The 13,959-nt window shown below is 63.3% G+C and carries 11 protein-coding genes; 5 read left to right on the top strand and 6 right to left on the bottom strand.

The genetic code is table 11. The features are described 5' to 3' along the window. Window positions 1–70 precede the first annotated feature (70 nt). On the top strand, window positions 71–1,114 hold the full coding sequence (locus BM310_RS19720) for a glycosyltransferase (RefSeq protein WP_177232717.1): 1,044 nt from the start codon (window positions 71–73) through the stop codon (window positions 1,112–1,114). A gap of 128 nt (window positions 1,115–1,242) precedes the next feature. On the opposite strand, the gene BM310_RS21585 is transcribed toward BM310_RS19720, so the two are convergent. From BM310_RS21585 to BM310_RS19705, 3 genes are all read right to left on the bottom strand, one after another. Next, on the bottom strand, window positions 1,243–1,968 hold the full coding sequence (locus tag BM310_RS21585; RefSeq protein WP_177232716.1) for a PPC domain-containing protein: 726 nt from the start codon (window positions 1,966–1,968) through the stop codon (window positions 1,243–1,245). 189 nt (window positions 1,969–2,157) lie between these two features. Then, window positions 2,158–3,897, bottom strand: a complete 1,740-nt coding sequence (locus BM310_RS19710) for a flippase-like domain-containing protein (protein WP_089811056.1) — start codon at window positions 3,895–3,897, stop codon at window positions 2,158–2,160. Further along, window positions 3,894–5,180: a nucleotide sugar dehydrogenase gene (locus tag BM310_RS19705; protein WP_089811054.1), complete on the bottom strand. Its 1,287-nt coding sequence runs from the start codon at window positions 5,178–5,180 to the stop codon at window positions 3,894–3,896. Before BM310_RS19705 ends, BM310_RS19710 begins: the two co-directional genes overlap by 4 nt. A gap of 384 nt (window positions 5,181–5,564) precedes the next feature. On the opposite strand from BM310_RS19705, the gene BM310_RS19700 reads away from it, so the two are divergent. Beyond that, the gene (locus BM310_RS19700) at window positions 5,565–6,872 is read left to right on the top strand and encodes a glycosyltransferase family 39 protein (RefSeq protein WP_089811052.1); all 1,308 of its coding nucleotides are present in this window, start codon (window positions 5,565–5,567) and stop codon (window positions 6,870–6,872) included. 53 nt (window positions 6,873–6,925) lie between these two features. On the opposite strand, the gene BM310_RS19695 is transcribed toward BM310_RS19700, so the two are convergent. From BM310_RS19695 to BM310_RS19685, 3 genes are all read right to left on the bottom strand, one after another. Beyond that, entirely contained in the window at window positions 6,926–8,584 is a 1,659-nt protein-coding gene (locus BM310_RS19695) for a GMC family oxidoreductase (RefSeq protein ID WP_089811050.1), read from the bottom strand. Further along, window positions 8,581–9,126 carry a gluconate 2-dehydrogenase subunit 3 family protein gene (locus BM310_RS19690; RefSeq protein ID WP_089811047.1) on the bottom strand — a complete coding sequence of 182 codons (546 nt, stop codon included), beginning with the start codon at window positions 9,124–9,126 and terminating at the stop codon, window positions 8,581–8,583. Before BM310_RS19690 ends, BM310_RS19695 begins: the two co-directional genes overlap by 4 nt. A 78-nt stretch (window positions 9,127–9,204) precedes the next feature. Next, complete coding sequence (locus tag BM310_RS19685; protein ID WP_143105199.1) at window positions 9,205–10,068, bottom strand: hypothetical protein; 864 nt, start codon at window positions 10,066–10,068, stop codon at window positions 9,205–9,207. A 184-nt stretch (window positions 10,069–10,252) separates the two neighbouring features. Here BM310_RS19685 and BM310_RS19680 point away from each other — a divergent pair, with 184 nt between their 5' ends. The 3 genes from BM310_RS19680 (at window position 10,253) to BM310_RS19670 (ending at window position 13,892) form a co-directional block, all read left to right on the top strand. Further along, complete coding sequence (locus BM310_RS19680) at window positions 10,253–11,446, top strand: polysaccharide lyase (protein WP_143105198.1); 1,194 nt, start codon at window positions 10,253–10,255, stop codon at window positions 11,444–11,446. Window positions 11,447–11,491: 45 nt separating this feature from the next. Next, window positions 11,492–12,193 carry a hypothetical protein gene (locus BM310_RS19675; protein WP_089811040.1) on the top strand — a complete coding sequence of 234 codons (702 nt, stop codon included), beginning with the start codon at window positions 11,492–11,494 and terminating at the stop codon, window positions 12,191–12,193. Window positions 12,194–12,338: 145 nt separating this feature from the next. Further along, window positions 12,339–13,892, top strand: coding sequence for an asparagine synthetase B family protein (locus BM310_RS19670; RefSeq protein ID WP_143105197.1), 1,554 nt, complete (start codon window positions 12,339–12,341; stop codon window positions 13,890–13,892). Window positions 13,893–13,959 lie beyond the last annotated feature (67 nt).

Genomic DNA, 13,959 nt, shown 5'->3' with positions numbered 1-13,959 from the left:
TCGGAACGGCAGACAGCTCCGGCGAGATTACGTCAAAACAACTAAGATTCGAAGCGACGAGATGGAGAGCATGAAGGTCATGTTTATCCCGGACTTCACCGACGGAAACCCCTATCAGCGTCGACTGGCCGAGGGGATTTCGACCGACGGGACCGACGTCACGTTCGCGAGCGGATATCCGCTTTCGACGCTTCGAACGGTCGCCGAGACGCGGCCGGACGTGGTCCACTTCCACTGGATAGCCCCGTTTCTCGTCAGCGAGAGCCGCCTCGTTAGCTACGCGAAGTCTACGGTCTTTCTCCTCGCGACGCTGACTGCGAAACTGATGCGTATCGACGTCGTCTGGACCGTTCACAACGTCCTCGACCACGAGCGACGGCACCCACGAATCGAACTGTTCGGCCGCCGCGTGTTCGCGAGGCTCTGTGACGAACTCATCGTCCACTGCGAGGCGGCGCGTGACACCGTCGTTGAACGGTATCGGCTCCCGACGTCCCGGCACGTCCACGTGATTCCGCACGGTCACTACGAGACGAGTCATCGAAATACGGTCAGTCGCGACGAGGCGCGCGACAGACTCGGCGTCGCGTCCGATTCGACCGTCTTCTTGTATCTCGGCCAGATACGGCCGTACAAACAGGTCCCGCAACTCATCGACGCCGTCGCCTCGCTTCCGGACGAGGACGTCCGACTGCTCGTCGCCGGCAAACCCTCCGACGAGTCGCACGCGCGGGAGGTTAGACGGAGGGCCGAGTCCGACCCTCGCGTGGACGCCACGCTGTCGTTTGTCCCCGACGAGGACGTGCAGGTGTACTTCAACGCTTCGGACGCGGTCGTCCTGCCGTATCGGGACATCCTCACCTCCGGGAGCGCGATTCTGGGGATGACGTTCGAGCGACCGGTCGTCGGCCCGCGGACGGGTTGTCTCCCGGAACTGCTCCGGGACCAGACCGAACTGCTCTACGACCCGGACCACGAGTCGATAGCCGACGCACTGGAACGTGCACTCGACGCCGACCTCGACGCAATCGGGACGCAGAACTATCAGCGAGTGTCGGCGTTCGACTGGGGCAGCATCGGCGCGAAGACCCGAGACGTGTACGACGCACTCTGAACCGCACTGTCTCAACCGGCGACCGGAGCGCTCCACCGAATTCGTGGTGTCAGAACCGGCAGCGACCGGGCAGCCTCCGACGTTCCGAACGCTCTCGAAACGTCGCCGTTGGAACGTCCGAGCGGGACTCAGACGCCGCCGTAGCCGTATTGACCGTAACCCTGTCGTCCGTAGTCGTCTTCAGGATTCGGCGTCGGCGTCGCGGTGGGCGTCTCGGTCGGCGTCGGCGTTGTGGTTGGTGTCTCAGTCGGCGTTGGCGTCTCGGTCGGCGTCGGTTCCGGGGTCGTCGTCTCGCCGTTCGACACCGTCACGGTGTAGGCGCCTGCCCCGCCGTTGATGTCGATGATTTCGGCGTAGTACCGGCCGGACGTCTCGGCCGTCTCCGTGACCGCGCCGGGCGTCGCGCTTCCGGCGTACACGAGGTTCAGGAAACTCCCCTCGGGGTCGTACAGCGCCACCGCGACGATACCCTCGCCGCTCTCTCGCGAGAGTTGCACCGAGAGGTCGTCACCGGCGGCGACGTCGAACGCGAACCAGTCCGCGTCGCCCGACGTGAGTTCGCCAGCCACCTCCGTTCCGACGCTGACGACGGTCGCGTTCCGCCGAGCGTCGTTGGGTTCGGCCTCGACGACCGCACTCGCCGTCGTGACCGCGACTGCCTCCCGTGCGACGATCGCCGCGCCGCCGTACCCGAACACCTCCAGTGGTTCCATCGCGACCTGTTTCGACGGCGCCCCCTGACCGCTACACCCGGCCAGCCCTGTCACCGTTGCGCCCGCGAGTGCGAGATAGGAACGGCGACCGAGCGTCACGCCCTCCCTCTGGTCTTCGTTTTCGCTGTCTTGCTTCGTCACACAGCCACCCAAGACTAGACAGTATATATGAATTACAGCAAAAGCTATAGAATGTCAGACGGACAATCACGATATAGTTAGCGAATAGGGCTCAGCGACGACGAACGGCGTCGGAACGCGGTGCGTGCCGACCGACGACGGGTCGGCGGATTGAGTCCCTAGGCGCGAGCCGAGGCCGTCGCAGAGCGGTCATTCCACGGGGCTCGTATTCGACTCGCGCCGTTTCTTCCGGAAGTACGTCCGCGAACGGAATCCGATGTGGACGACGCTCACGGCACCGAACAGGTAGACGACGGCCAGTCGCATGAAGTGGTCGAGAATGCTGAGGCTCGTCCCGACGTTCTGCTCGACCCCGGATAACGACAGGACGGCTGTGATCGTCGCCTCGAACGTGCCGATACCTGCGGGCGTCACGGGAACCGCCTGCGAGACGAACGCGGCGATACCGGCCGCGACGACGGGAGCCGGGGGAATCGAGAGGCTGAGCGCTCGAGCGGTGAAGAACAGCGTACTCGCCTCTAGAACCCAGACTGGAATCGAGAGGAGGAACGCGAGCGAGAGGCCGAACGGGTTCGTCGCGCTCTCCTGTAGCGCCTCTCGGACCGCTCGAATCGACTCCCTGATGTCGGCGATCCAGTGTTCGAACCGGTCGGACACCCAGTCACCGAAGTAGTAGACAGCTCCGAGTCCCGCAAGCATGACTGCTGCCAGACCGACCGCACCGACGCCGAGGTAGATGGTGTAACGGGAGTCGACGAACAGCAGCGAGACGGCGAACAGTCCCAGTGCGAGGACCAGCATGTCGAAGATTCTGGCGATGACGATGGTCCCAGTGCCGACGCTGAAGGGGACGTCTTCGGTCGTCTTGAGCGCGAGACCACGAAGGATGTCGCCGCCCCGTGCCGGGACGAGGAAGTTGATGAACCAGCCCGCGAGAATGCTCCTGAACACGCCCCCCCGGCTGGCGAGGTGTCCGCTCGTCCGCAACAGCACCCGCCACCGCCAGGTACGTATCACGAACGAACCCAGGTACGCGGCCGCGGCGACCGCGATCCACGCCGGGTTCGCGTTGCGGAGGATGTCGAACACGCTGTTCATCCCCGATATCGAGAGTAGGACGAGCAGTATCACGATGCCGAAGACGACGCTGCTCAGGAGACGCGATTTGCTCTGGCTGGTCACGCTCTCGGTGAGGTCGCGCATCGCGGCGGCGTTTCCGACGACGAACTGTTCGAGCAGACGCTTCACGTACAACGGACCCTTCCGAGTCGCGTTGAGTTTGCTCACGCCGGCTTCTCGGCTCCGCCAAGAGACTGGAACTTCCGTACTCCGAAATCCTTTGATGTGCGCGCGCAACGGCAGTTCGGCCGTGATGTCGAAACTCTCGGAGTCGATGTTCTCCGGTCCGATCGACGAGATGACGGTGCGTCTGTACGCGGAGAACGCGTTGGTGATGTCCCGCTCCCGGACACCGAACAGCAGGCGGACGAGGTTGTTGAAGCTGCGGTTGTAAAACAGCTTCAGCGGCGAGTACCCTTCTACCGTCCCACCCGGAGCGAATCGTGACCCGTAGACGAAGTCGTATCCGTTCTCGATCTCGTCGACGAGTTTCGGGATGTCGAACGGGTCGTCGGAGTAATCAGCCATGAACGGGACGACGACGTCGCCGTCGCTCTCGACGAAGCCGTGCTTGAGTGCGTTCCCGAATCCGGGGTCGACGGTCCGGTGAACGACCCGTACCTCCTCGCACCGCTCGGCCAACTCGTCGGCGAGTTCCGGTGACTCGTCGGTGCTGTCGTCGTTGACCACGAGGTAGACTCTGAACTCCCAGTCCCTGTCGACCGATCGGAGCGGTTCGAGGAGGCGTTCCTCCAGCTGACGGAAGTGGTCCGCCTCGTTGTACGCCGGGATGATGACGTCGACGATCATTGGCTCAACTCGGTGAATACGCCCGCTTCGGGTTCGGCGACGGCGGTGTCCCGTTCGATGCCGAACCCGTCGTACTCGATGTCGAGCCGTTCTCCGTCGAAGAACCCCCAGACGTCGTACATCACCGCCGTGGACGGCGCGTGCTCGTTGATTTGCTCGACGGCGTCGGAGAACTCCGCGTGTGGCGTCGCTAGCACGACGACGTCCGCCCCGTGCAGGGCGGTTTCGAGCGTGTCGTCGAGGCCGTCGACGAACGGGTCGTACGCCGAGACTGAGACGCCCTGTGCGTCGATAATCTCCGCGATGGACGCCGCCGGTGAGTTGTAGGTGTCGCCCACGCCGCCCTTGTACGAGAGACCGAGAACTGCGACCTTCTCCGGTCGCTTCGTGAGGATCTCTGTGGCGATGTACGACGGGAGCGACGCGTTCGTTCGCCGCGTCGCGTTGAACAGGTCCGGAGTCGTCGGCTGGTCGCAGATGGTCTCGTCCATCAGGAAGTGCGGATCCTTCGGAAGGCACTTTCCGCCGACGAGACCGGGTGAAGGAATGTCGTTCCGCGGGTAGTCCGCGTTCGCGAGGGCTATCGCTTCGTGTCCGTCTAGTTCGAGGACGTCGGCGACGTACGCGATCTGATTCGAGATGGCGAACAGCGCGTCGCGGTAGGAGTTGTCGATCAGTTTCACGAACATCGCCGTCCGCGGGTCGGTGAACTGAACCTCCGTCCCCAACGGCTCGAGGAGTGCCCGCATCGCCGTCGCCGTCCGCTGGTCGTTCGTGCCGACGATATTCGGGAGCGAGAGAATCTCCTCGACGGCCTTCCCCTCGGCGAGTCGCTCGGGAAGCACCGCGAACCCCGGCGGTTCTGACGCGACGTCCCCGACGATCTCTTGCATCCGCGAGATGATCCGGACCGGGAGCGTCGTCCGATTGATGAGTATCTGCGAGCCAGTGAGGTGCTCCGCGTACTCGCGAACTACCTGGACGAACGAGTCCATCTTGTCTCGCCGCGCGTTGATCGTCATCGCGACGTATCGGTGGTCTTCGACGACGCTCGCGTCGGTCGTCGCTCTGAGACGTTCGGTTCGAAGTCCCTCGGCGAGCGCTTCGTGGAGTCCGGGTTCGGCGAAGGGTGCGTCTCCGGCGTTGATTTCGTCTATTCGGTCCTCGTCGACGTCGACGCAGGTCACGGAGAAACCTGCGTGCGCTGCGAGGACGGCCGCCCACGGAAGCCCGATGCGGCCGGCTCCGATTACGGCCAGGTCGTGGTCGAAACCGTGCTCCATCACGGACCACCTCTCTCGGACCCCTCGCCCGTCTCCGGGCCCCCTCCGAGTCGATGGCCCCCGAACTCGCCATCTGCTGCGGCCCCGTTCGGGAGAGGGGTGTCGACGACGCGCGAACAGCGAAAACCGGTCCCTCCCGAGATAGCTTTGCTGACAGACATCGACTGAAGTGTCTCTGTCGTCACAGATTAACTTTCTTATATATTGTGGAGAATGTGTATTTTTCGTACCATTCTCACTCCCATCACGGGAATATCTCGTCGTTTCTCGAATTCGGCGCGGCGATACCGTGGCTGACCTACCACGACGAGGGCCAGACTGTCCTGAAAGACGGAGTTTTGCCAAATATCTAAGTGATAACTCCCCATTGAGCCTGTAACGAAGATGAACGCTGAATCGATAGCGAAACCGATATCGACGAATCTTCGATCAGTAGCGTCCGAGAACGCGGCCCGTCTCCTCTTCTCTCTGTCGTTGGTCGTCAACCTCGCGTTCGTCGCGTTCAGACAGAACTTCTACTCTGTGACGACGTGGGAGAACGGCGAAATCGCTCGGAACCTCATCATGGGACTGGGGTACAGTTCGAGCTACCTCACCGGCACGACGCACGTCACGTCGGTGATGGCGCCGGTGTACGTGTTCTTCCTCACGGGCGTGTACGAGGTGTTCGGTATCACACCGACGGCCTACGTCTTCGTCCAGGTGCTTCAGGCGGTCGTACAGGCGGGTTCGATCGTCGTTCTCTACCTCGTCGGAAAGCGGTTGTTCGGCCACTGGATCGGCTTTCTCGGTGGTGGTCTCATGGCGCTGTACCCGGACTACGTCTACTCGGTCACGGTCATCCACCAGCTCGTGTTCACGACGTTCTTGATCCTGCTTCTCGTCTACAGTCTTCTGTGGTTCCGGGACGACGCGACGAAGCGACGGGCGGTGGTCGTCGGGAGCGTCCTCGGCGTGACGATACTCACGTTCCCGATGGCGCTCATCTTCTCCCCGTTCGTCGCGCTGTGGATATTCCTGCAGGTGCAGGGTCGCTCCCGTCTGGCCGCGCTTCGGTTAGTGACGGTGGTCACGCTGACGACGATCGCGTTCGTCGCTCCGTGGGCCATCAGGAACACGCTCGTCCACGACCGGTTCGTGTTGATGAAACTCGTCGGCTGGAACTTCTGGCGGGGGAACGCGCCGCCGGCGATTCACACGGGAGTTCCCAACGACTTCCACCACATCAGCCCCGCGCTCGATGCCCGAATCAGCACGATGTCCGAAGCCCGCGCCGACGCGGTGTTCTTCGAACGCGCTACCGAGTACGTTCTCGCCCATCCCGTCGTGTTCGCCGAGAAAGTCGTCTCCTCGATGTGGTACTTCTGGTGGTTCCCGCCCGTCCTCGACGTCCACGAGTATCAGGTCGGTCTGCTCCGGAGTCTCGCCTACCTGCCCGTGTTCGTCGCCGGCGCCCTCGGCATCGCACTCACGGGCGTTCGGAGAGGCGGCGTGATGCTGATCTACTTCCTGTTCGTCGCTTTCACCGGTGGTTACAGCCTCTTCTTCGTCCTGTCGCGATACAAGGTGCCGACGGTACAGCCGTTCTTGATACTCTTCGCCGCCATCGGAGTCTACTGGCTGTATCGGAAGGGTCGACACGTAGCCAGGAATCGGTCGAACTCCCGGGCGGCCGATGACCCAGCGACGTAACCGGCGCGAGGAGCATCGCCGTCGTACCTCGGTCGTTCACGGTGTCCGAGGCGTTACAGTCGTTCTTCGACGTGGTCGGCGGCCTTGAGTGAGAGCGCCGCGATGGTCAAGGTCGGATTCATCGCACCGCCGGTGACGAAGACGCTGCTCGAGGCGATAGAGAGGTTTCGGAGGTCGTGCGTGCGGAGCGTCTCGTCGACGACGCTCTCGTTCGGATCAGTCCCCATCCGGGTCGTCCCCATCTTGTGCGAGGCGGGTCGCGGATTCGAGAGGTCGCTCTCGAAGGTGACCTCTCCGCCGAGTTCGTCCATGACGCGGTGCTGTAGTTCGCGTGCGTACTCCATCGTCTCTCGCGCGTGTGAGCCGATGTTCCACGACACTTCGGGCACGGGGTTGCCGAAGTCGTCGGTGCGGGAGGTGTTCAGCGTCACCCGGTTTTCTGCCCGCGGCAGTGGTTCCGGGTTGGCGAACATGCCGACCATCCGGTTCGGCGTGTCGGCGCGCATCCGTTCGAGCGCTTCGTCGCCCCACGCGTCGCCGGCGAAGACGTCGGCGAAGTCGCCGCTCGTGTCGGGGTCTGCGCCACGGAGTGCGCGGTTGGCAGCGTTCATCGAATTGACGTTGTCGAAGACGAACTTGATGCTCCCGGGAACGGGGTCCTCGTGGTCGTAAAACTGGTGCGTCTCGCTGGTGTGATAGCCGATGGGTTCCTGATTCGTCGGTCGGTCCACCCGGCCTTCCAGCCTGACTATCGGGTGGTCCATGAAGTACCGGCCGACGACCCCGCTGGAGTTCGCCAGTCCGTCCGGGTACGCCTCCGACTGCGAGAGCAACAGGAGGCGCGGAACCTCGACGGCACCGGCGGCGAGGACGAACTCGTCCGCCGTCTGTCGATGTCGCGTCCCGTCGGGCGTGGCGTAGACGGCCGCTTCGACGTGGTTCCCCTCGTCGTCGTGTTCGAGTCGCTGGACCGGTGCCCGGTCGATTACCCGCGCACCCTCGGCTTCGGCCTTCCGGACGTGGACGTCTCCGCTGTACTTCGCGCCCGACGGACAGACGGGGATACACGTGCTGAACCCGACGCACTGGCTACGGCCGTCGTACGTCTCGGAGTTACGAGCCTGCGGGACCGAGTGCATCGTGATTCCGAGGCTCTCACACGCGTCGGCGAACAACGAGTCCGAGTAACTCGGCGGGAACGCCTCCATCGGGTAGTCCTCCTCGCGCGGCGGTGCGAACGGGTTGTCGTCCGCTCCCGCGACGCCGAGTTCTCGCTCCGCCCGGGCGTAGTACGGTCTGAGGTCGTCGTAGCTTATCGGCCAATCGGAGGCGAGTCCGTACCGCGTCTGCATCTCGAAGTCCTTCTCGTGTAACCGCGGGGTGATACCCAGCCAGTGGAGCGTCGTCCCCCCGACTCCCTTCACGCGGGTCTTGTTCAGGCCGTAGAACACCTCTCCCGAAGAGGTGTACCGGTCTCGTTCGCCGCCGACGTCCCAGACGTCGGAGATGCTTCCTTCCGGACGGATGGCGTCCTCCATCTGCTGGAGGCGCTTGCTCGGATCGAACCGTGGACCCGCTTCGAGAACGACGACGTCGTAGCCGCGGCTCGAAAGCGTGTACGCGACGAGTGCGCCGGCCACACCGGAGCCGACGACACAGACGTCCGCGTCGTCGGAAGGGGTCCGGTCCGGCTCGGAGTCGGTGGCGCTCATCGCTCCATCGAGGCGTCAGCGGAGGGCGGTCGCTGGTACGATTCGTAGCCGCCGGGGTAGCCGACGGGGTTCCGAATACCCACCAGACTGCTCCCGCGCGGCGAACTGTAGAGCCCGTACAGCAGTTGGTTGACGACGTAGTAGCGGACGCGTTCGGGGAGGGTCCCCTCCGGGTCGGACCCGGTTCGGTCGACGCCCATCGAACGGAGCACGGAGTCTCGTTCGTCGCGAGAGAGCGACGCCAGCGGGGCCCCGAACTCCCGTCGCGCGTACGCGTCGAGCGACCGTACCGTGTCCGCGACGATTCCGGCTCTCGGCTCCGGAAGCCCGCCGACGTAGTTCGCCACGAACTCGTCGGTCGGTAGTACCTCCGTCGGATAGACGGTTTCGGCGACTGCGGTGAGCGCTCGGACGTCTGCGTCGGTCAGCGTGCGTTCACCGTCGGCCCGCCGTCGGTCCGAAGCGGGGAACAGCGCAGCACCGGCGGCCCCGACGCCGCCAGCGAGGAGGGAACCGAGCGCGTCCCGTCGCGTCAGCTTCATGGCTGCACTTATAGTCAGACCAACATATATGTTGTGTCGAACGACTGGGCCGAATCGTACTCCTTCGGCCGCCGCCGGTCAGTTCGCCTCGCTTCGGAGTCGCCGACGGACCACGAACGCCGAGAGAACGAGGCAGGCAACGCCCAGCCCCACCTGAACGGTGGCCCCGCCGTGCCCCATGGCTTCGCTCTTGAGAAACAGGAGGTAGCCGAGGTCACGGAGGCGGAAGTGGAACGCCGGTATCAACTCGGTCAGCTGAAATCCGATACTGAGACCGCTGCCGAGAACGAACCAGCCCAGTGCGACGGCCGAGAGAGGGCCTACGACCTCCCGTCCCGCCCCCGAACGGAATCTGAGCATCGCCTGCGTGACCGTCGTCAGGCGGGGGAGGTCCACTACCTTCGACAGCACCGCCGCCGCTGTGAGGAAGGGTCCCCCCACGAGAACGGCCGACAGCGCGGTGCTCAGCGCGACGAACGCGGCGGTCGGATAGAACGAGAACGTCCCGGTCAGTTGAACGGCGAAGGCGTACACGACGGCTGTCCAGAGCGATGCGACGCCGCCAGCGGCGGTGAGTCGAGCGAGTCGGGAGAGCGGACGCCGTTCACGCGTTTCGGCGCTCTCGAACGAGTTCCAGACGAACGCCACCGTCGCCCCGAACAGCAGCGCTTCCAACAGTTCCAACGGGGCGACCACGGCGTGGAGCAACTGGTAGAGTAAGAGACCGAGAGTCCCCCCGACCACCGCGGCGGGGCCCACCAGCACTCCGCCGACGGCGAGGATTGCGGGAAGCGGACCGAGGACCACCGGTCCGATTCCGACCCACGCGACGCCGGAGAGCACGAGGACGAGCAGCGTCAACGAGGTGGTTGCGGTACCGACACCCAGTTCGAGAGCTATCTGCGGCGCCGAGATATCCCGCGGTGTCCGCAGCCTTGTCAACAACTCTATCACTTTCGGATTCTTGTCCAGAAGATTTGATAACCGTTACGGTGGTTCGCGGACTTCGCCGGTCGGACGGAAATCGCCCGATGGCGGCCCGTACACTATCTGGCTAGGATTGTCACGACCCTAACACTCGCTGCATAGCGGCAACGGGTATGCTCGCAACCGGTGAAATGCGGGTGTGACATCGAATCATGAATACGAGACGCCAGACGAGGGGACCGTAGACTGGCATCTCCCACTCAATCAGAACTTCGACTCGATAGATACGGACGTCGAGGTGCGCGACGTCGAGTCGAACCTCGACGCGTACACGCCGTCCGCGGGTGCGAAGTTCCTCGCGACGGATACGGGGGTTCGGTATCTCGGGGATGGGCAGGCGTGGGTGAAAGCGCCATCGCAGCCGATGGACCGCGTCGTCGCCCCGTCTCGGACGACTGACCCGTCGGACGTGAGCGAGGGACAGATGTGGTACCGCGAGGACACCGACGAACTCCGGGCGAAGGTGGGTGGAGAAATCGTCGCCCTCGCGTCACCGCAACCCGAGGGGTCCGACGTCGAACCCATCTGGACGATGGACTTCGACGACCCCGCACCGGAGGCGTCGAAGGATTTCTCGGACCGAAACCTCTCGAAACTCCGCAGTGAACTCGAAGAACGGGGTTGGGACGACAGGGTCAACTACCACGTCGACCACGGTATGTACTACACCGACGAACACGTGAAAAGCGGGTCGCACGCGTTCGCGTTCTACTTCATGGAGGACGAGCGGATGGGCTGTGACCTTCGGAAGTCGGTCAACCGCGACGAGGCGTGGGCGCAGTACTACCTGAAGTTCGAGGAGAACTTCGACTGCAACGATCAGGACCACGCTGATTGGGATACGAGTGGTGGGAAGATTCCCGGGTGGATGGGTCAGGAGGTCGTAAGCCGTCCGTGGCGTGCCCTCGGGACGTTCCACAACCCCGGCCGTTACGGCTACGAGAACAGCCTCCACCCTGGCGACCCGGTTCAGCTCTGCTACTACGTCTACCACGCCGGACAGGGCGGCGACAGCTACGGCTCGACTGACCCCTGGGACATGAACGGCAACGCGGGGAAGGTCGAAACCGGAAAGTGGTACGAACTCACCTACCACGCAAAAGTCAACGACGCGGGGGAGAACAACGGCGTCCTCGAAGCTTGGGTCGACCCACTGGACGGTAGCGGCCCGACGAAAGCGTACGAGCGTGACAACTGGAGACTCCGCAAGTCGAACGGAGGGAACATTGGCGCGTGGCGCCACAACTCCTTCTTCGGCGGCGGCTGGTACTCACCGCAGGACCAGTCGCTCTTCGTCGATAACCTGCGACTGTACGCGGAGAATCCGCTGTAACGGCATACCGAACAACCACTATATCACAACATCACCAACTGAACTATGACCACAGAGAATCACAAACTCAACACGCCCGAAGAAGGGACTGTCGATTGGCACGTCCCGCTGAACGACAACTTCAGAGCGATAGACAGCGGCGTCGAGATAAGAGACGTAGAAGCGAACCTCGGTGACTACCTCCCGAAGGACGGTGCAAAATTTTTCGCGACGGACACCGGTCGACGGTTCTTGGGAGACGGCGAGACGTGGACGGAAGCGCCGCCGCAACCTCGCGACCGTCTGGGCGTCTCCGGCGTGGACAGCGACCCGACCGACCCCGTACCCGGCGAAATCTGGTACCGGGCCGACACCAACACGCTTCGCGTCAAACTGGCCAACGAGGTGCAGTCGCTGGCGACGGGGCCGGCCGTGTCCGACGATACGGACTCCAGCAGCGGTTCCGACAGTGACTCCGGAAGCGACACGTCTGGCGGGAGCCACACGCTCGAATTCGTCGCTGCGGAAAACGCAGATTACGGCCGGTACAGCGCGGTCATCGACGGTGAAGTTACCAGCACGTCCGGATTCGATGCCGGTGGCGACACCGTGACGACGCAGAGTGACGGAACCGAACTTGTCGAGGGAGGGCTGAAGAAGGGTCGAACCGAGGGCGTCACGTTCGAGGGGACGCTCACGCAACTGTCGTTCGGTCTCGACGGCACCGTCTATCTGGACGGCAACGCGGTCGACCCCGCCGATTACTGACTCGGCACTCGGCGATTCACGAGTGTGCTCGAATTTTTTGTTCTCGTCGCCTCCGAAGTAGCCCAGTATCGTCCGCTCGCGAGAATCACCCGAACGTTATTGTATTTTCGATGAGTTTCGGGTATCAGCACGCAGTGTCGCAAAGATGACTGATGACCCGATTCCCCGCCGACAGTACTACCTGACACGCAACGCCGTCACAGAGGTTCCTCAGGGATATCGCTGCGTGGAACTCGACACGTGGAACGTCGTATGCGACGACTCGTTCACCGTACTACCGGTTCTCGCCGACGGGAGGCGAATCGGCATCGTGTTCGGAACGGTACTCGACGTTGAGAGTCGGCGTTCCGGCGACGAAATCCGTCTCGGAGACGACTTAGCCGACCCGATTGTCGATGCGTTCGAGGACGTGCTGCGCGGGCTCCTCGGGCGGTACGTCGGACTCCTCGACGCGGACGGCGTTCACAGAGTGTATCCGGACTCGGCCGCCGCCCTCCCCGTCGTCTATCATAAGGATGAGCCCGTCGTCGCCGCGTCACCGCTCGCGATTCCGAGCGTCTCGCACGCGCGCGATTTCCGAGCGGACCTCTTCGAAGCCGTTCGGTGGCCGCTCATCTCCAGAGGGTGCAACACGTGGGTTCCGGGAAAGCTAACGTACTATCGGGGTGTCGAGCGACTCCTCCCGAACCATTATCTGGACCTGAAGAGATGGGAAGCGGTTCGATACTGGCCAAGAGACGGTCAGAGAGACGACGCTGCGAACGGCGGCAGTGCCGACGAGGAGATTCAAACGGTCGTCGAAACGCTCCAGCACCTCTTTGACCGAATCGCGTCGGTATACCGTCGGCCGGCGATGCCGTTGACGGCGGGGAAGGACTCCCGGTTACTCTTGGCCGTCGCCCGCGAGTTGGTCGAGGACGGCACCGTCTCTCTTTACACGTTTGGCGGAAGCGACTACGAAGTCGACCCGCACATCGCCCGCCGAATTGCGAGCGACCACCGACTCGACTGGCGGCCGCTCCGAATCGTCGAAGCGACCACGAGCGAGCAGAAAGCGTGGCTGAGAGCGACGGGGTGTACGGTTAGTTCCGCGATCAGGGAGATTCACCCGACGTTACGGAGTCTCGATGCAGACGTTCAGATCGGTGGGCTGGGCGGCGAGATAGCGCGCGGCTACTTCTGGCGGGAGTCGGACCGGGCCGAGACGGAAATCGACCCCGTCGAGCTTCTGTTCCGATTCTCGAAACCGCCACATCCGGAACTCATCTCGTCGCTCGAAGCGTGGTACGAGGGAGTCGGCCATCTCGACACGTACACCATGCTCGACCTCGCGTATCAAGAACATCGGTTGGGCTGCTGGGCGGGACCACAACACCTCGGTCTCCCGCCCGGGTTAGATTATATTCGGCCGCTGTGGTACCGACCGATAATCGAGTCGATGCACCGGTTGCCCCCCGAGATGCGACGGGCCGACGAGTTCCCGACGCGAATCGTCGAAACCTGTTGGCCCGAACTGAACGACTACCCCTACAACTCGTTCACGGACTGGAAAGGGTACTGGAAGACGGCGAGGCGCGGAGTGAAAGGTGCGGCCACCACGGTTTCGAACCCTCGGATGGCGGCGTATTACCTCTCTCGCAAGTACGTGAGTCGCGACGGAGTCGACGCCGTCGTCGCTACACTCCGCGAGCGGACCTAGGCGGGTAAGTGAACCCGGCCTCGCGTTCTGACCGGGCCTGAGATGGGAACGATACCGAACGCCAGTA

Source organism: Halogeometricum rufum, assembly GCF_900112175.1.
In the GTDB taxonomy this organism is placed as follows: domain Archaea; phylum Halobacteriota; class Halobacteria; order Halobacteriales; family Haloferacaceae; genus Halogeometricum; species Halogeometricum rufum.
This window is presented reverse-complemented; position numbering and strand designations above follow the sequence as displayed.

Excerpts from the sequence above, each read along its gene's own strand:
- BM310_RS19710 (WP_089811056.1), bottom strand. The coding sequence starts at position 3,897 with ATGATCGTCGACGTCATCATCCCGGCGTACAACGAGGCGGACCACTTC.
- BM310_RS19690 (WP_089811047.1), bottom strand. The coding sequence starts at position 9,126 with ATGAAGCTGACGCGACGGGACGCGCTCGGTTCCCTCCTCGCTGGCGGC.
- BM310_RS19720 (WP_177232717.1), top strand. The coding sequence starts at position 71 with ATGAAGGTCATGTTTATCCCGGACTTCACCGACGGAAACCCCTATCAG.
- BM310_RS19700 (WP_089811052.1), top strand. The coding sequence starts at position 5,565 with ATGAACGCTGAATCGATAGCGAAACCGATATCGACGAATCTTCGATCA.
- BM310_RS19695 (WP_089811050.1), bottom strand. The coding sequence starts at position 8,584 with ATGAGCGCCACCGACTCCGAGCCGGACCGGACCCCTTCCGACGACGCG.
- BM310_RS19705 (WP_089811054.1), bottom strand. The coding sequence starts at position 5,180 with ATGGAGCACGGTTTCGACCACGACCTGGCCGTAATCGGAGCCGGCCGC.
- BM310_RS19670 (WP_143105197.1), top strand. The coding sequence starts at position 12,339 with ATGACTGATGACCCGATTCCCCGCCGACAGTACTACCTGACACGCAAC.
- BM310_RS19675 (WP_089811040.1), top strand. The coding sequence starts at position 11,492 with ATGACCACAGAGAATCACAAACTCAACACGCCCGAAGAAGGGACTGTC.